Here is a 15805-nt window from a genome sequence, read left to right as displayed (position 1 = left end):
ACGGGTCGCCGCACTCGCGCGTGACCGGGAGCGGCGGTTCGATCGGCCGGGCCGTGTCGACGACATGCGTGCTGATGCCCGTGATGCGCACAGCAGTTGCCCCTTGCTGCTCGTTCGATATTTCGTCAGCCGTTCGAAATTCTGGCGTGACAGTAGGGAGGCGGCACGAGGTGCGTCAAGAGGTCGCGCAGCCCGAGGCCGGACGGTGACGGTCCGCCAGGGCGCGAGCGGCCGAACGCGACGGACCCGCCCCGGAGGACGGGGCGGCCGCCGGGTCGCGAGCGTCGCCGGCCTTGCACGGCCGACCGCTCCGACCCTGTCGTTCGCGTCAACTTCAGGCTGATTCCATTCGAAAACGCTCGTACAGCACGGGTGTCGCAGGGTGCTGTTCACATGGGCGTATTACCCTTCGTTGACTCAAGCTTGGGCTTGCTTTGGTGAATTCTGATGATGGTGCGACCAGCGGGAGGAGCGTTCTCGTCGATGTCCGTCCGTACATCCGCGACTCTGCGCGCGACCCTTCTTCTCGTCCTCGCCCTCGTCTGCGGCACCTTCGTCCTGCCCGCCTCCGCCGGCCCCTCGCCCCAGCTCGAACAGCCCCGCGCCCAACAGGCCGCTGCGGCCGCGACGTACGAGTCCGCATACGCCGGGAGCGGCGAGACCGATGCCCCCAGGGGCTCCGTCCTCCACCGCGACCGGCGGCGGGCCGGCACCGCGGCCGCGGGCCCTCCCGGCCCGCCGCCGCTCGTCACCCGCACCGCACCGGTCACGGACCCGCCGGCCGGCCGTACCGTCGACCCGGACACCCGGCCGAGACCCCTCGCCGCACACGACGCCTCCGCCCTCCAGGTGTTCCTCTGCTGACAGGCCGCACCACCCTGCGCCGACCTGTCAGCCCGACGCGCCCTCACGGCGCGCCAGGAGGAAACATTCATGCAGCCCCTCGTCGACCACGCCCGCCGATTCGGACAGCGCCCTGAGGAGTTCGCCCCGCACGCCGCGGGCCAGTCCCCGGCCGTCCTCTTCGTCACCTGCTCCGACTCCAGGGTCGTACCCGCCCTGATCACCGGCGCCCGGCCGGGCCAGCTCTTCGAGCTGCGCACGGCGGGCGGCATCGTGCCCCCGTACGACACCGGCAACCCCAGCGGGGAGGCCGCCACGATCGAGTACGCGGTCGAGGTCCTCGGCGTCGAGGACCTCGTCGTCTGCGGCCATTCCCACTGCGGCGCGGTGGGCGCCCTCGTCCGCGGCGAGGACCTGAGCGACGTGCCCGCCGTGCGGGACTGGCTCGCCCACGCGGCTCCCGACGGGGCCCCGGGCCGGCCCGACGACCCGGCCGTCACCGACGCCGTCCACGGCCACGTCCTCACCCAGCTGCTCCGCCTGCGCTCCTACCCGTGCGTCGAACGGAGGCTGGCGAACGGCCTCCTCCGGCTGCACGGCTGGTACTACGAGGTGCACACCGGCGCCGTCCTGGAGTACCGCCCCGAGGCCGACGCCTTCGAGGCGCTGTGACCGGGAACGTCCGGATGCCGCGCTCCTTCCCCTTCCTGCGGCAGGACTTCGCCGCCTCCCTCGTCGTCTTCCTCGTCGCCCTCCCGCTCTGCATCGGCGTCGCCGTCGCCTCCGGCGTCCCGGCCGAGCTGGGTCTCATCACCGGCATCGTCGGCGGCATCGTCACCGGACTGATGCGGGGCAGCAGCCTTCAGGTCTCGGGCCCCGCCGCCGGCCTCACCGTGCTCGTGTTCGAGGCGGTCCGCACCTTCGGCCTCCCCGCCCTCGGAGTCATCGTGCTGGCGGCCGGCCTGCTGCAGATCGCCATGGGCCTTCTCCGCTGGGGCCGTTGGTTCCGCGCGATCTCCCTCTCCGTCGTCGAGGGCATGCTCGCGGGCATCGGCCTGGTCATCATCGCCGGCCAGCTGTACGCCGCGGCGGGAATCCCCGCCCCCGACTCCGGTCTCGACAAGCTCACCGGCCTGCCGGGCGCGCTCGTCGACGCCGTGGGCAGCCGCACGGCCGTCATGTCGCTCGCCGTCGGGGCCGCCACCGTCATCCTCGTCGTCGGCTGGCGACGGATGCCACGCCGGGCCCGAGCCGTGCCCGGTGCCCTGGTGGCGGTCCTCCTGGCCGCCCTCGCGACCGCCCTGTTCGACCTTCCGGTCCAGACCGTGCGGGTGAGCGGCATGCTGGAGGCCGTCCACCTGCCGGGCTCCGAAGCCCTCTCCTCGCTCGCCGATCCGGCGGTCCTCGGCACGGTCCTCGCGTTCGCCCTGATCGCCTCCGCCGAGTCGCTGTTCAGCGCGGCGGCGGTCGACCGGCTGCACACGGGAACGCGCACGGACTACGACAGGGAACTCGTCGCACAGGGCGCGGGCAACACTCTGTGCGGTCTGCTCGGCGCGCTGCCGCTCACCGCGGTCATCGTGCGCAGCTCGGCCAATGTCGAGGCGGGCGCCCGGACGAAGGCGTCCCGGGTCCTCCACGGTGTCTGGCTGCTGCTCTTCGTCGCCCTGCTGCCCGCCGTCCTCGCGTACATCCCCCTGGCCGCACTGGCCGGGATCCTCGTGCACGCCGGCTGGAAGCTCATCCCGTTCAAGGGAGTCCTGACGCTCTGGCGCCGTCACCGGGGCGAGGCCCTCATCCTGGTGGCGACGGCGACGGCGATCGTCGCGGTCGGCATGTTCGAGGGTGTCCTGATCGGCCTCGTCCTGTCGGTCGCGAAGGCGGCCTGGGAGGCGTCCCACCTGCGGATCGAGCACAGCGACGACGGACGCGGCGCGGTCCGCGTACGACTCCAGGGGACGATCACCTTCCTGCGGCTGCCCCAGATACTCGACAGCCTGGAGGCCCTCCCCGGTGACCGCAGGGTGGTCCTGGACCTCACCGGGGTCCACCACCTCGACCACGCCTGCCGGGCGGCACTCGAGACGTGGGCCGAACGCCACAGCGGGGGGGGGGGGGGGGGGGGGGGGGGGGGGGAGGGGGCGGGGAGGGGGGGGGGGGGGGGGGGGGGGGGGGGGGGGGGGGGGGGGGGGGGGGGGTGGGGGGTTGGGGGGAGGAGGTGCTGGGGGGGGGGGGGGGGGGGGGGGGGGGGGGGGGGCTGGTCCCCCCCCCCCCCCCCCTTCCGCGCGTCTTCGCTCGCCCCGGGTGCTCCGGAGGTTGCGGGCGCTCCGGTGCTCCGGCGCTCCGGCGCCCCCCCCGTTCCCGGTGCTCCGCGTGCCCTGCTCCTCCGGTTACAGCGCGGGGTAGTCGGTGTAGCCGCGGTGGTCGCCGCCGAAGAAGGTCGCCGTGTCCGGGGTGTTGTACGGGCCGCCGGCCCGCAGTCGGGCGGGCAGGTCGGGGTTGGCGAGGAACAGCGCCCCGTACGCGACGAGGTCGGCGGTGCCGTCCTCGATCAGGGTCAGCGCGTCGCCGCCGGTCGGCCCCTCGGTGGCGGGGTTGAGGATGAACGTGCCGGAGAAGGCCTTGCGCAGGGCGAGGGTCAGCGCGCGGATCTCGGGCGCGGGCTCCGTGACGTGCAGGTACGCGATGCCGACGGGGTCGATCGCGGCGACGAGGGCGGGGTAGAGCTCCTCGGTGTCGGTCTCGGCGATGTCGTTGTAGGTGTTGGCCGGGGAGATCCGCAGGCCGGTGCGCTCGGGGCCGATCTCGGCGGCGACGGCCTTGACGACCTCGACGGCGAGGCGGATGCGGTTCTCGACCGTGCCGCCCCACTCGTCGGTGCGGTGGTTGGAGCCGGAGGCCAGGAACTGCTGGATCAGATAGCCGTTGGCGCCGTGGATCTCGACGCCGTCGAAGCCGGCGTCGACGGCGTTGCGGGCGGCCTCGGCGAAACCGGCGATCGTCTCCCGGATCTCGTCGGCGGTGAGCTCGCGCGGGGCGACGAAGTCGATGAGGCCGGTGCCGGCGAAGAGCTGGCCCTTGGGGGCGACGGCGGACGGGCCGACGGGGTGGAGGCCCTCACCGAGGACGACGGGGTGGCTGATCCGGCCGGCGTGCATCAGCTGGACGAAGATCCTTCCGCCGCGCTCGTGGACGGCGTCGGTGACCTCGCGCCAGGCGGCGACCTGCTCGGCGCTGTGCAGGCCGGGCGTGTTGGGGTAGCCCTGGCCGACGGCGCTGGGCTGGGTGCCCTCGGTGATGATGAGGCCGGCCGAGGCGCGCTGGGCGTAGTACTCGGCGACGAGCGCGGTGGGGGTGCGGGTGTCCCCCTCGGCGCGGCTGCGGGTCATCGGGGCCATCGCGATGCGGTTGGCGAGCGGGGTCCCCGCAAGGTCGATCGGGTCGAAGGCGGTGGTCATGGCTGTCCCCTTCACGAACTTATGTGGTCGGCCAAGTATCTGGTCCGGATGTCACTGTAACCCATTGATTGGCCGGCCAAGGTAATCTGTGGGAAGACCTTCACGAGGAGCCCGCGATGTCAGGAACCGACCCCGTCTGTACCGAGACGGCGCCCTCCGCCGCCCACGGCGGCCCCGTCAGCGTCGCACTCGCCCGGGTGGCCCGGATGCACCGGATCGCCGCCGGGCGACGACTGCGGGAGCTCGGCCTCTACCCGGGCCAGGAGATGATGATGATGCGGCTCTGGGACTGCGGACCGGTCCGTCAGTCCGAGCTGATCCAGTCCCTGGGGGTCGACGCCTCGACGGTGACCAAGATGCTCCAGCGCATGGAGCACTGCGGCCTCGTCCTGCGCCGCCCCGACCCCGCCGACCGGCGTGCGGTCCTGGTCGAGGCGACGGACGAGGGCCGGTCGCTGCGCGCCGGCGTCGAGGGCGTCTGGTCCGACCTGGAGCAGGCCTCCCTGAGCGGGCTCGGCCCGGCCGACCGGGCCGAGCTGGAGCGGCTCCTCGGCGTCGTGGCGGACAACCTGCGCGAGGAGGCGGGCGAGGCGGGCGAGTGCCCGGCCCCGCCGGGCGGCTGCTGAGCGGGACGCCCCGGGAGGCGCGACCGACCCCGATGCGGGGACGGACCGGCGGAGGCACGGCGCCCCCGCGGGCGCGGTACGGGTGTCAGCCCGCCAGGACCTCCAGGGCGCGGTCCACGTCCGCCGCCGTGTTGTACAGATGGAAGGACGCGCGCAGATTGCCCGCGCGGACCGAGAGCAGGACGCCCGCCTCGCGCAGCGCGTCCTCGCGGTCCCCGAGGCCGGGAACGGCGACGACCGCCGACTCGTCCATGACCGGGGCGTGGCCGAGGGCGACGAGCCCGGCGCGGAAGCGGGCCGCGAGCCCCTTCACGTGGGCCTCGATCCGCTCGACGCCGATCTCCTCGAGGAGCGCGAGCGAGCGGGCCGCCCCGTGGTACGAGAGGAACGCCGCCGGCTCGTCGAAACGGCGTGCGCTGCGGGCCAGTTCGCGGACCGGGCCGTAGCTGTTCACCCACATCTCCTCACCGGTGACCCAGTTGGCGTGGATCGCGAGGAGCGAGTCCTGCGCCTCCTCGGTGACGGTGAGGAAGGACGCCCCTCGCGGGCAGAGCAGGTACTTGTATCCGCCGGCGACCGTGTAGTCCCAGTCCCCCGCGCGCAGCGGCAGCCAGCCCGCCGACTGGGTGGCGTCGAGGAGCGTACGGGCGCCGTGGGCGGCCGCCGCGGCCCGGACCGCTGCGAAGTCGGCGGTCCGGCCGTCCGCCGACTGCACGGCCGAGAAGGCGACGAGCGTGGTGTCGGGGCCGACGGACTCGGCGAGCCGGTCCAGGGGCACGAACCGGGTCTTGAGGTCGCCGCGGATCGTGAAGGGGGTGATGACGGAGGAGAAGTCGCCCTCGGGGAAGAGGATCTCGGACCCGGCGGGCATCGACTGGGCGATCATGCCGCAGTGCACGGCGACCGAGCTGCCGACCGCGACGCGCTCGGGCGCGACGTCCACGAGCCGGGCGTACGTCGCGCGGGCCTCGTCCACGATCTCGAAGTCCCCGGCGCCGCCCGGGCGTCCGGCGGCGGTCTCCTCCGCGAGGGACACGACGGCGTCGATCGCGCGGCGGGGCAGCAGCCCGCAGGCGGAGGTGTTGAGGTAGGTGTTCCTGGGCGCGAACTCGGCGCCCCCGAGGGGCTTCTCCAGAGGATCCATGCCCCCCACCCTGGATTCCCCACCGTCACCCGTCAATTGGGTTCGATCGTGGGGAATCCCCAAGCCGCGCTTATCGCCGCAGGTGGGAGAGGGTGTGGATGATCATGCGCCGTCCCGGATGTGGTCGGTCACGCGCCCGGGACCTCGCAGCTGCCGTCGGTGTCGCAGACCGCCGCGTCGCCGCCGACGGTCTGGAGGACCCGGCCCTGCCAGGCCTGCTCGAGGGCCTGGGTGAAGACCTCGGCGGGCTGACCGCCGGAGATGCCGTAGCGGCGATCGAGCACGAAGAACGGCACGCCGTTCGCGCCGAGTTCGGCGGCCTCGCGCTCGTCCTCGCGTACGGCGTCGGCGTAGGCGGAGTCGTCGGCGAGGACGGCCCGCACCTCGGCCTCGTCGAGACCGGCCTCGACGCCCAGCGTCACCAGGGTCTCGGCGTCGAAGACGGAGCGCTCCTCGGCGAAGTTGGCGCGGTAGGCCAGGTCCAGGAGCTCGTTCTGCAGCCCGCGGTCCTTGGCGAGGTGGAGCAGCCGGTGGATGTCGAAGGTGTTGCCGTGGTCGCGGCCGTCGGTGCGGTAGCCGAGGCCCTCGGAGTGCGCGTTGGACGCGACGTGCGCCTCCATGGCACGGGCCTCGTCGAGGGTGCGGCCGTACTTCTTGGCGAGCATCTCCAGGACGGGGCCGGTGTCGCCCTTGGCACGGTTCGGGTCGAGCTCGAAGGAGCGGTGCACGACCTCGATGTCCTCGCGGTGGGCGAAGGCCTCGAGTCCCTTCTCGAAGCGGGCCTTGCCGATGTAGCACCAGGGGCAGGCGATGTCGCTCCAGATCTCGACGCGCATGTGACTTCTCTCCGGGGGGTTCGGCGGGGTGTTCGGGGTGTTCTGTCGCGACAACCACCCCGCCGGCGGATTTCATTCCGTTTCCGCTCCCAGTGTGAGCCGGAGCACGAGGTGGTCCCCGTCGCGCGGGGTCTCCGGGTCGGGGGTCCAGCCGCGGGCGGCGTAGAAGGCCTGGGCGCGCTCGTTCTTCTCGAAGACCTCCAGGCGCACCTCGGTCACCCCGGCGGCCCGCCACGAATCGGCGCAGGCAGCGTGGAGCTCGGTGCCGACGCCGCCGCGCCAGCAGGCCGGGAGGACGTGGAGCTGGGTGAGGTGCATGTGGCCGCCGCGCTCCCCGAACGCGGCGATGCCCGCGAGCTCCCCGTCCCGTACGGCGCAGAGGACGGCCCCGCGCTCGACGGCGGCGGCCCAGCCGGACCGGGAGCGGGCGATCTCCTCGGGCCCGAGGAAGTCGGCGTCGGGGATGTGGCCCCGGTAGTAGGTCGCGCGGGCCTCGGTGTGGAGGGCGACGACGGCGTCGAGATCGGCGGGGGTGGCGAGTCGGATCATGGTTCTTCAGGACGCACGGGACGGCGGGACGGTTGCGGCGGAGGTGGGCACGGTGGCCGCCAGGGCGGCGCGTCCTTCCTCACCCTGACGACCCTGGCCTCCCGCCGGCCGCCGGGCCGCGAGGCCGAGCGGTCTCAGGCGCCCTTGCGGTACTGCCCCGGGGCCAGCCCGTACTCCCGCTTGAAGGCCTTGGCGAAGGCGAACTCCGAGGAGTAGCCGGAGCGCCGGGCGATCGAGCGGAGGGGGAGGTCGGCGGTGCGCAGGAGGCGGCCCGCCGTGGTCATGCGCCACCAGGTGAGGTACGCGAGGGGGGCGCGGCCGACCAGGGTGGTGAAGCGGCGGGCGAAGGCGGCGCGGGAGAGGCCTGTCAGGGCGCCGAGCTCTTCGACCGTCCACGGTCGCGCGGGGTCGTCGTGGAGGGCGCGGAGGGCGCCGGCGACGGCCGGGTCGGCGAGGGCGGCCGACCAGCCGGTGGAGCGGTCGGCGCGTTCGGTGAGCCACCAGGTGCGGAGCAGGTACAGCAGGAGGGTGTCGAGCAGGGCGGGGACGATCGCGTCGGATCCCGGCTGGGGTTCGGCGAGTTCGGCGCCGAGCAGGTCGACGGCGGCGCGCAGCCGGGGGTGGGCGCCGACCCGCGCGGGGATGTGCACATACGGCGGCAGGTCGGTGAGGAGCGGATGGGCGCGGGCGCGGCTGAGCTGGTACGCGCCGCACAGGAGCAGGGTCTCCTCGGCGCCGATCGGGCCGCGGACGGGCGGGGTGGGCCAGGAGCCGTCGGGGGCGGGGAGGGCGTCGACGAGCGGGGTGTCGGGCCGGTCGGCGAGGCCGTGGCCGGTGCCGTGGGCGAGGAGGACGACGTCACCGGGGCCGAGCCGGACGGGGGCGGTGCCGTCCGGGGGCAGGAGCCAGGCGGTGCCCTGGAGGACGACGTGGAATCCGGCGCCCTCGCTGGTGGGGAAGCGGATGCCCCAGGGGGCGAAGTTGACCGTGCGGGAGGAGTGGGGCCGTCCGGTGCGCATGGCGGCGATGGCATCGCTCAGTACGTCCATCCCGGCACCGTACTCCCCGTCGATGCACGCGAGACGATCGGACATCAGGGGGAGTCAAGGGGACATGGATCGTCTTCCCTCCTGCTTCTAGCGTCTTCCTCATGACGACGACAGGCATGACCACGAAGGCCGTTCTCTTCCACGAGGTCGGCGGACCGGACGTCCTCACCGTGACGGAGGTGGCGCTGCCCGCCCCCGGGCCCGGCGAGGTGCTCGTCCGGGTCGAGGCGATCGGGATCAATCGCGCCGAGGCGCTGTTCCGCTCGGGCACCTACTACTACCCGGCGACCCTCCCGGGTTCGCGCCTCGGCTACGAGGCGGCCGGGGTGGTCGAGGCGGTCGGGGCGGGGGTCACCGCGTACGCGCCGGGTGATCCGGTGATGGCGGCGGCCGACTTCGACTTCGGGACGCACGGGGTGTACGCGGAGCGGGTGGTGCTGCCGGAGGAGCACCTGGTGGCCCGGCCCGAGGGGGTGGACGCGGTGACGGCCGCGGCGGTCTGGCTGACGTACTCCACCGCCTACGGCGGCATGGTACTGACCGGCGGTCTCGGCGCCGGCGACCACGTGGTGATCACGGGAGCGTCCAGCGGGGTGGGGACGGCCGCGATCCAGACGGCGCTGCGGGTCGGAGCCGTACCGGTCGCGACCACGCGCGGCGAGGACAAGCGGAAGCGGCTCCTGGAGCTCGGGGCCGCGCGGGTGATCACGACGGACACCGAGGACGTGGTCGGGGAGGTGCGGCGGATCACCGGCGGGTCGGGCGCGGACCTCGTCTTCGACGCGATCGGCGGGCCGGGGTTCGCCCGGCTCGGCGAAGCGCTGCGGCCGGGTGGCACGGCCGTGCTGTACGGCTGGCTGGACCCCCGGCCGGCGGCCCTGTCGACGAACTGGCCGCAGACGGTCCACGCATACGCCAACGGCGCGCTCGTCAGGACCGGGGAAGGGCGTCGCCGCGTGGCCGCGTTCATCGGCTCGGGGCTGCGCGACGGCTCCCTGGCGCCGGTGATCGCCGAGACCTTCGACGGTCTGGAGCGGATCACCGACGCCCATCGGCTGATGGAGTCCGACGCTCACCTCGGGAAGATCGTGGTGCGCGTCGGGGGGTGACGTCCGGTGGCCGTGCTCAGTGGCGGGGCAGGCCCAGGGGGTTGTCGTCGCGGAGTTCCGGCGGGAGCAGGTGGTCGGGGGTCGACTGGTAGGTGACCGGGCGCAGCCAGCGCTCGATCGCGGTCGCGCCGACCGAGGTGGCGGTGGAGGTGGTGGCCGGGTAGGGGCCGCCGTGGTGCTGGGCGGCGGCGACGGCGACGCCGGTGGGCCAGCCGTTGACGAGGACCCGGCCCGCGAGCGGGGTGAGCTCGGCGAGGAGCGGGGCCGCGTCCTCGTCCTGGCCCCGCTCGGCGATGTGCAGGGTGGCGGTGAGGTTGCCGGGCACCCGCGCGAGGGCCTCGGTGATCTCCGTGCGGGAGTCGTAGCGGGCGACGACGGTGACCGGGCCGAAGCACTCCTCCGTGAGGTCCCGGCGGTCGCCGTCGACGAGGGTCCGTACCGTGACCGCCATGAAACCGGCCTTGACCGTGTGCGGGCCGCCGGGCTCCGGGTGGACCGGTGCGGTGACGTCGCCGTCCGTCGCCATCTCGTGGGTGCGGGTGAGGAAGGCGTCCCGCATCCGGCGGTCGAGCATCACGGCCGGCTCGGTGTCGCGCAGGGCGTCCGTCAGCGCCCCCACGAACCGGTCGCCCGCCTCGCCCGAGGGGGCGAGGACGAAGCCGGGCTTGGTGCAGAACTGGCCCGCGCCCAGGGTCATGGAGCCGGCGAGCCCGGCGCCGATCTCCTCGGCCCGCTCCTCGACGGCGGCGGGGGTGAGCACCACCGGGTTGAGGGAGCCGAGTTCGCCGTAGAAGGGGATGGGGACGGGCCGGGCGGCGGCCGCGTCGAAGAGGGCCCGTCCGCCGCGCACCGAGCCGGTGAAGCCGGCGGCCGCGACGAGCGGGTGGCGGACGAGTTCGACGCCCGCGTCGAAGCCGTGCACGAGCACGACGACGTCCTCGGGGAGGCCTGCCTTGGCTGCGGCCCTGCGCAGCAGCGAGGCGCAGAGTTCGGAGGTGGCCGGGTGGTCGGGATGGGCCTTGATCACCACGGGGCAGCCGGCCGCGAGGGCACTCGCGGTGTCGCCGCCGGGGACGGAGAAGGCGAGGGGGAAGTTGCTGGCGGCGTAGACGGCGACGACGCCGAGCGGGATCTTCCAGCGGCGCAGGTCGGGCCGGGGCGGGATGGCTCCGGGGTCGGGCAGGTCGATCCGGATGTCGAGGAAGGACCCCTCGTGGACGACCTCGGCGAACGACCTCAACTGAGCTGCGGTGCGCGCGAGTTCGCCGTTGAGCCGCACCGGGCCGAGGGCGGTCTCGGCGTCCGCGGTCTCGACGATCTGCTCGCCGGCCTCCTGGAGGAGGTCGGCGGCGGTACGGAGGAAGGCGGCCCGTACGGACCGGTCGGCGAGGGCCTCACGGACCTCGTACGCGGCGCGTACGGACCGGTCGACGTCCTCCGCCGTGGCCTCCACCGCAACCCGCTCGCGCGGCTTCCCCGTCCGGGGGTCCACACTCCACACTGGTTCTGCCGCCACTGCCACGCCCCTGTTCGCTATTCTGAACACAGTTCCCGTAGATGAACGCATCCGTACGGGACTCTAGGGACGGCCCGGCCGTCTCCACAAGGGGCTCTGTCCGGCCGACCGGCCGGGGGACGACGGCACGACGGAAAAGGGGCGAGGGTCATGGCGACTGCCGACGTGGGCGGAGCGCAGGTGAAGTCCGCAGTGCGGACCGTGGAGCTGCTCGAGTACTTCGCCGGACGCCCGGGGATGCACTCGCTCGCCGCCGTCCAGGAGGCCGTCGGCTACCCCAAGTCCAGCCTGTACATGCTGCTGCGCACACTGGTCGAGCTGGGCTGGGTCGAGACGGACGCGACCGGCACGCGGTACGGCATCGGGGTGCGGGCGCTGCTGGTCGGCACCTCGTACATCGACGGCGACGAGGTGGTGGCCGCCTCCCGGCCCACCCTGGACCGGCTCTCCGACGACACCACCGAGACCATCCACCTGGCGCGGCTCGACGGCACGAACGTGGTCTATCTGGCGACCCGTCAGTCCCAGCACTACCTGCGGCCGTTCACCCGGGTCGGGCGCCGGCTGCCCGCCCACTCGACCTCGCTCGGCAAGGCGCTGCTCGCCACCCACACCGACGACCAGGTGCGCAAGCTGCTCCCGGAGACCCTCCCGGCGCTGACCGAGCACACCATCACCGACCGCGAGCAGCTCATCGAGGAACTGCGCGTCATCCGCGAGCAGGGCATCTCGGTGGACCGCGAGGAGAACACGCTGGGGCTGCGCTGCTTCGGCGTCGCGATCCCGTACCGGACCCCGGCACGCGACGCGATCAGCTGCTCGGTGCCGGTGGCGCGGCTCACCCCTGCGCACGAGCAGATGATCAAGGACGCGCTCTTCGACGCGCGGGACCGGCTGACGCTGGCGACCCGCCGCCTCTGACCGCACGGACACGCGACCGCGCGATCACGCGGTCGCACCGTCACGCGGTCGCACCGCCGGCCGCACCTCACACGGTCATCCGCGCTCGGCGAGCGCCTTCTGCCAGACCGGGCTGTCCACGTAGTGGTTGTCGTACTGCTCCGAGGACGCCTTGATCTCCTCGAAGCCCGCCTCGCCGCGCATCACACGACCGAGCAGACGCAGGTAGTCGAAGCGGGCCATCCCGGGCGTGAAGACGAACAGCACGTCGGCCTCGGCGCCGGGAGCGGCCGCGAAGGCGTGCGCGGTGTGCGGCGGGACGAGCAGGAAGTCGCCCTTCTCCAGGACGGACAGCTCCTCGCCGACGAGGACCTGGAGCGAGCCGTCGATCACGTAGAACATCTCCGACGCCTTGGTGTGGAAGTGCGCCGGGGCGCCGACCGCTCCCTTCGCGAAGGTGGAGCGGTAGCTGGTGAGCTGTCCGCCGGTGGCATCGGAGTCGGCGAGCAGGGTCATGACACTGCTGGGGTCCGCGGTGGTCTCGGCGGCGGCGGCACGGGTCAGGAGCGGGGCGAAGGGCGCGTTCTCGTTCATGATCACTACCCTAGGGGGCTATTGACCCCCGGGGAGGGTGCAATTGATCTAGAGAATCACGGGTCAATTTCGCCACCCTCCTCGCCGGCCCGCCCTCCCCCCGGCCCGTCTCCCTCCCCCGGCCCGTCTCCCTCCCCCGTGCGGCGGAGGCGGATCACCGGTGGGCAGGACGTGGCGCCCCGGGTCCCGGCGCGAGCCTGGAGCCATGACCGAGACCGAGCTCCTCCCCTCCCCCGCGCTCCGCGCCGAGGACCGCCCCGGCCACGCCCGCCGGGCCCTGCGCGCGCTGGCGATCGTCGCCTGCCTCCCGTACGTCTCGCTCAAGACCGCCTGGGTGGCGGGCAGCGAGATCGGCATCCCCGCCGGAAGCGAACTCCTGGAACACCGGCAGCTGATGGCCGTCGCCAACTCGGTCTCGGTACTGGCCGACGTCCTCGTCGTCGTCCTCGCCCTGCTCCTCACCCAGCGCTGGGGCCGGCGGGTGCCCGCCTGGCTCCTGGCGCTCCCCATGTGGGCGGCGACCGGGCTGCTCGCCCCGATCATGACCGCCTACCCCACCCAGCTCGCGGTCGCCCTCCTCACCGGCGACGAGCAGGCCGCGGCTCCCGCCGAACCCTTCCTGCACTCCTGGGTCTTCGCCGTCGTCTACGGCGGCTTCATCCTCCAGGGCCTCTCCCTCGGGACCCTCTTCGTGCTGTACGCGAGCGGCCGCTGGGGGCACCTCTGGAGCGGCCGGCTCGGCGGGCTGTCCGCCCGCGTCCCCGGGCCCGTCGTGCGGGCCGCCGCCCTGGTCGCCGCCGTCGTCGCGCTCTTCCCCCTCACGCTCCACGTGGGGTGGCTGTCCGGGAAGACCGTAGGCCTCTCGCCCCGGCAGATCGCCGAGCGCGACGCCGACTTCACCGTTCTGGAGTTCCACCGGATCGTGTTCGTCCTCGTCGCCGTGGCCTTCACCCTGTTCCTCGTCCTGCGGCGGCCCGCCCGGCCGAAGGTGCGCACCGTCCTGGCACTCGCGTGGACCGGCTCGGGCGCGGTCGGCTGCTGGGGCGCCTACATGTCGCTGGTCGCGCTGATGCCGGAGACCGATCCCGCCAAGCAGGTCACGGCCCTGATGCAGCTGACCTACGCTGGCGAAATGATCACCGGACTCCTCCTCGCCGCCTGTCTGGCCACGGTCCTGCGGCGCCGGAGCGCCGAGGCGTGAGACGGTGCGCGGTCGCCCTCCTCGGGCAGCGGGCCAGGCGGCGCTGGCTCCATCTGATCGTGGGCGGCGCACTGTTCATGCCGTTCTGGATGGTCGGCACCGTGGTCGTCGGGATGCTGCTCGGCGAGGGCGGGCTGTTCACCGGAAGTCTCGGGCTGCAGTTCGGGGCGTACGCGGTGGGGCTTCCGCTCGTCGCGGTCGCCGCGCTCTTCCCACTGGCCCGGCCGATGTCGGTGGCGACGGCGCGGGCGCTGTGCGGGGTTCCGGCGGAGACGCTGGCGGACGGCCCGGCCCGGGGCCGGGCGGCGAAGGCCCGGGCCGCCGGCTGGTTGACGCTGCACCTGGGCGCCGGGGCGCTGATCAGCGGGGCGAGCCTGGCGCTTCCGCCGTTCGCGGTGTCCGTGCTGGCACTGCCGTTCTCGTCGGCGCTGCGGGAGTCGGAGCTCGGCCGGCTCTGGGGGCTCGACCGCCCCTGGTGGACCTGGGCCGCGATCCCGGCGGGGCTGCTGATGCTGCTCGCGCTCGCCGCCGCGGCCGCCGCGACCGGAGCCCTGCTCGCCCGGCAGGCGCCCCGGCTGCTCGGGCCGAGTCCGGCGGACCGGCTCGCGGCGGCCGAGCGGCGTGCGGCGGAGGCGGAGTCCCGCAACCGGCTGGCCCGGGAGCTGCACGACTCGGTCGGTCACGCGCTGAGCGCGGTGACCCTCCAGGCGGGTGCGGCACGCCGGGTCCTGGACGGTGGCGACGGGGCGGACCTGGCGTTCGTCCGGGAGGCGCTGACCGCGATCGAGGAGACCACCCGGCGCACGGTCGGCGAGCTGGACTGGGTCCTCGGCCTGCTGCGGCGGGGCGACGACTCCGAGGAGGGGCCGGGGCCCGGGCCGGGGCTCGACGCCCTGGACGCCCTGGTGCGTGGCGCGGGACCGAAGGTGGCGCTGACCGTGTCCGGCGACCTCGCCCCCGTACCGGAGACGCTGTCCCGGGAGGCGTACCGGATCGTTCAGGAAGGGCTGACGAACGCCGGCCGGCACGCGGGCGGGGAGCCCGTGGCCGTACGGCTCGACGCCCGTACCGAGGAGTTGGAGATCACCATGGAGAACCCCCTGTCCGCACGGCCGCCGGTCGTCCGCCCGAACGGCGGCCGCGGTCTGCGCGGCATCACCGAACGGGCCCGGCTGCTCGGCGGCACCGCCGAGGCCGGCCCGGCGGACGGCGTCTGGCGCCTCGCGGTCAGGATCCCCCGATGAGCGCCCCCGTCAGGATCGTGCTCGCCGACGACGAGCGGATGGTGCGTACGGCCCTGCGGGTCATCCTCGACGCGGAGCCCGGCCTGGAGGTCGTCGGCGAGGCGGCCACCGGCGCCGAGGCGGTGTCGGTGGTGCGGGCCGAGCGGCCGGACGTGGTCCTCATGGACGTGCGGATGCCGGAGATCGACGGGATCCGGGCCACCGAGCAGATCCTCGCGGGAATGACGGATCCGCCCCGGATCGTGGTGGTGACCACCTTCGAGAACGACGCGTACGTGTACGACGCGCTGCGCGTCGGCGCGGCCGGCTTCCTCCTCAAGCGGGCGGCGGCGGAGGAGCTGGTGAGCGCGGTGCGGCTGGTCGCCCGGAGCGACTCGCTGCTCTACCCGGCGGCGGTACGCGGCCTGGCCGCCGAGCACGCCCGCAACCGCCCGCCGGTGGCACCTCCCTGGGTGGCGCGGCTCACCGAGCGGGAGGCGGAGGTGCTGCGTCTGGTGGCGACCGGCCTCACGAACGCGGAGATCGCGGCCCGGATGGGCGTCGGCGCGGCCACGGTCAAGACGCACGTGGCGTCGGTCCTGGCGAAGTCGGGCGCCCGCGACCGCACACAGGCGGTGATCCTGGCGTACGAGTCGGGGTTCGTCCGGGCGGGGTGACGGCTGCCACACGAAGGACCGCCCCGGATGAAGGTTCGCTGAGAAACCGGCCACATCCGGAACGTCCCCCGCCGAGCCGT

Annotated in this window: 15 protein-coding genes and 1 pseudogene; 9 read left to right on the top strand and 7 right to left on the bottom strand. The window is 73.9% G+C overall.

Going from position 1 to position 15805, the window contains the following annotated elements:
- Window positions 1–483 precede the first annotated feature (483 nt).
- From ACZ4XX_RS05865 to ACZ4XX_RS05855, 3 genes and pseudogenes are all read left to right on the top strand, one after another.
- Window positions 484–864, top strand: coding sequence for a hypothetical protein (locus ACZ4XX_RS05865; RefSeq protein WP_468506711.1), 381 nt, complete (start codon window positions 484–486; stop codon window positions 862–864).
- A 69-nt stretch (window positions 865–933) separates the two neighbouring features.
- Complete coding sequence (locus ACZ4XX_RS05860) at window positions 934–1515, top strand: carbonic anhydrase (RefSeq protein ID WP_468506710.1); 582 nt, start codon at window positions 934–936, stop codon at window positions 1513–1515.
- 14 nt (window positions 1516–1529) lie between these two features.
- Window positions 1530–2957, top strand: a pseudogene (locus tag ACZ4XX_RS05855) (SulP family inorganic anion transporter); the annotation flags it as partial.
- 276 nt (window positions 2958–3233) lie between these two features.
- Here the strand turns inward: ACZ4XX_RS05855 and ACZ4XX_RS05850 are convergent.
- Window positions 3234–4301 (bottom strand): alkene reductase, encoded by a 1068-nt coding sequence (locus ACZ4XX_RS05850; RefSeq protein WP_468506709.1) that lies wholly within the window; start codon window positions 4299–4301, stop codon window positions 3234–3236.
- Window positions 4302–4417: 116 nt separating this feature from the next.
- On the opposite strand from ACZ4XX_RS05850, the gene ACZ4XX_RS05845 reads away from it, so the two are divergent.
- Window positions 4418–4927, top strand: coding sequence for a MarR family winged helix-turn-helix transcriptional regulator (locus ACZ4XX_RS05845; protein WP_468506708.1), 510 nt, complete (start codon window positions 4418–4420; stop codon window positions 4925–4927).
- A gap of 85 nt (window positions 4928–5012) precedes the next feature.
- Here the strand turns inward: ACZ4XX_RS05845 and ACZ4XX_RS05840 are convergent, their stop codons facing one another.
- From ACZ4XX_RS05840 to ACZ4XX_RS05825, 4 genes are all read right to left on the bottom strand, one after another.
- Entirely contained in the window at window positions 5013–6071 is a 1059-nt protein-coding gene (locus ACZ4XX_RS05840) for an aminotransferase class V-fold PLP-dependent enzyme (protein ID WP_468506707.1), read from the bottom strand.
- Between the two features lie 128 nt (window positions 6072–6199).
- The gene (locus ACZ4XX_RS05835) at window positions 6200–6907 is read right to left on the bottom strand and encodes a DsbA family oxidoreductase (protein ID WP_468506706.1); all 708 of its coding nucleotides are present in this window, start codon (window positions 6905–6907) and stop codon (window positions 6200–6202) included.
- 72 nt (window positions 6908–6979) lie between these two features.
- The gene (locus ACZ4XX_RS05830; protein WP_468506705.1) at window positions 6980–7456 is read right to left on the bottom strand and encodes a GNAT family N-acetyltransferase; all 477 of its coding nucleotides are present in this window, start codon (window positions 7454–7456) and stop codon (window positions 6980–6982) included.
- Between the two features lie 134 nt (window positions 7457–7590).
- Window positions 7591–8505 carry an AraC family transcriptional regulator gene (locus ACZ4XX_RS05825; protein ID WP_468506780.1) on the bottom strand — a complete coding sequence of 305 codons (915 nt, stop codon included), beginning with the start codon at window positions 8503–8505 and terminating at the stop codon, window positions 7591–7593.
- 101 nt (window positions 8506–8606) lie between these two features.
- Between ACZ4XX_RS05825 and ACZ4XX_RS05820 the strand changes: the two genes are divergently transcribed.
- Window positions 8607–9614, top strand: a complete 1008-nt coding sequence (locus tag ACZ4XX_RS05820; protein WP_468506704.1) for a zinc-dependent alcohol dehydrogenase family protein — start codon at window positions 8607–8609, stop codon at window positions 9612–9614.
- A 16-nt stretch (window positions 9615–9630) separates the two neighbouring features.
- Here ACZ4XX_RS05820 and ACZ4XX_RS05815 read toward each other — a convergent pair whose 3' ends face one another.
- On the bottom strand, window positions 9631–11130 hold the full coding sequence (locus ACZ4XX_RS05815) for an aldehyde dehydrogenase (NADP(+)) (RefSeq protein WP_468506703.1): 1500 nt from the start codon (window positions 11128–11130) through the stop codon (window positions 9631–9633).
- A 150-nt stretch (window positions 11131–11280) separates the two neighbouring features.
- Between ACZ4XX_RS05815 and ACZ4XX_RS05810 the strand changes: the two genes are divergently transcribed.
- Window positions 11281–12051 (top strand): IclR family transcriptional regulator, encoded by a 771-nt coding sequence (locus tag ACZ4XX_RS05810; protein ID WP_030322593.1) that lies wholly within the window; start codon window positions 11281–11283, stop codon window positions 12049–12051.
- Between the two features lie 75 nt (window positions 12052–12126).
- Here the strand turns inward: ACZ4XX_RS05810 and ACZ4XX_RS05805 are convergent, their stop codons facing one another.
- A complete protein-coding gene (locus ACZ4XX_RS05805; protein WP_468506702.1) occupies window positions 12127–12624 on the bottom strand; it encodes a cupin domain-containing protein in 498 nt (165 codons plus the stop codon).
- Window positions 12625–12829: 205 nt separating this feature from the next.
- On the opposite strand from ACZ4XX_RS05805, the gene ACZ4XX_RS05800 reads away from it, so the two are divergent.
- From ACZ4XX_RS05800 to ACZ4XX_RS05790, 3 genes are read left to right on the top strand one after another with little or no spacing between them, the layout of a single operon-like run.
- Window positions 12830–13825: a hypothetical protein gene (locus ACZ4XX_RS05800; RefSeq protein WP_468506701.1), complete on the top strand. Its 996-nt coding sequence runs from the start codon at window positions 12830–12832 to the stop codon at window positions 13823–13825.
- Window positions 13822–15069: a sensor histidine kinase gene (locus tag ACZ4XX_RS05795; protein WP_468506700.1), complete on the top strand. Its 1248-nt coding sequence runs from the start codon at window positions 13822–13824 to the stop codon at window positions 15067–15069. Before ACZ4XX_RS05800 ends, ACZ4XX_RS05795 begins: the two co-directional genes overlap by 4 nt.
- Entirely contained in the window at window positions 15066–15725 is a 660-nt protein-coding gene (locus tag ACZ4XX_RS05790) for a response regulator transcription factor (protein ID WP_468506699.1), read from the top strand. The genes ACZ4XX_RS05795 and ACZ4XX_RS05790 overlap by 4 nt, the downstream gene beginning before the upstream one ends.
- The last annotated feature ends 80 nt before the right edge of the window (window positions 15726–15805 follow it).

The organism is Streptomyces sp. NPDC029956, assembly GCF_055574655.1.
Note: the sequence above shows the minus strand (reverse complement) of the source record. Positions and strands in the feature narration are given on the sequence as shown.

Bases quoted from the DNA above. Each gene is read 5' to 3' on its own strand.
- ACZ4XX_RS05835 (WP_468506706.1), bottom strand. From the start codon at position 6,907: ATGCGCGTCGAGATCTGGAGCGACATCGCCTGCCCCTGGTGCTACATC.
- ACZ4XX_RS05820 (WP_468506704.1), top strand. From the start codon at position 8,607: ATGACGACGACAGGCATGACCACGAAGGCCGTTCTCTTCCACGAGGTC.
- ACZ4XX_RS05865 (WP_468506711.1), top strand. From the start codon at position 484: ATGTCCGTCCGTACATCCGCGACTCTGCGCGCGACCCTTCTTCTCGTC.
- ACZ4XX_RS05805 (WP_468506702.1), bottom strand. From the start codon at position 12,624: ATGAACGAGAACGCGCCCTTCGCCCCGCTCCTGACCCGTGCCGCCGCC.
- ACZ4XX_RS05845 (WP_468506708.1), top strand. From the start codon at position 4,418: ATGTCAGGAACCGACCCCGTCTGTACCGAGACGGCGCCCTCCGCCGCC.
- ACZ4XX_RS05850 (WP_468506709.1), bottom strand. From the start codon at position 4,301: ATGACCACCGCCTTCGACCCGATCGACCTTGCGGGGACCCCGCTCGCC.
- ACZ4XX_RS05825 (WP_468506780.1), bottom strand. From the start codon at position 8,505: ATGGACGTACTGAGCGATGCCATCGCCGCCATGCGCACCGGACGGCCC.
- ACZ4XX_RS05800 (WP_468506701.1), top strand. From the start codon at position 12,830: ATGACCGAGACCGAGCTCCTCCCCTCCCCCGCGCTCCGCGCCGAGGAC.
- ACZ4XX_RS05830 (WP_468506705.1), bottom strand. From the start codon at position 7,456: ATGATCCGACTCGCCACCCCCGCCGATCTCGACGCCGTCGTCGCCCTC.
- ACZ4XX_RS05840 (WP_468506707.1), bottom strand. From the start codon at position 6,071: ATGGATCCTCTGGAGAAGCCCCTCGGGGGCGCCGAGTTCGCGCCCAGG.
- ACZ4XX_RS05860 (WP_468506710.1), top strand. From the start codon at position 934: ATGCAGCCCCTCGTCGACCACGCCCGCCGATTCGGACAGCGCCCTGAG.
- ACZ4XX_RS05790 (WP_468506699.1), top strand. From the start codon at position 15,066: ATGAGCGCCCCCGTCAGGATCGTGCTCGCCGACGACGAGCGGATGGTG.
- ACZ4XX_RS05810 (WP_030322593.1), top strand. From the start codon at position 11,281: ATGGCGACTGCCGACGTGGGCGGAGCGCAGGTGAAGTCCGCAGTGCGG.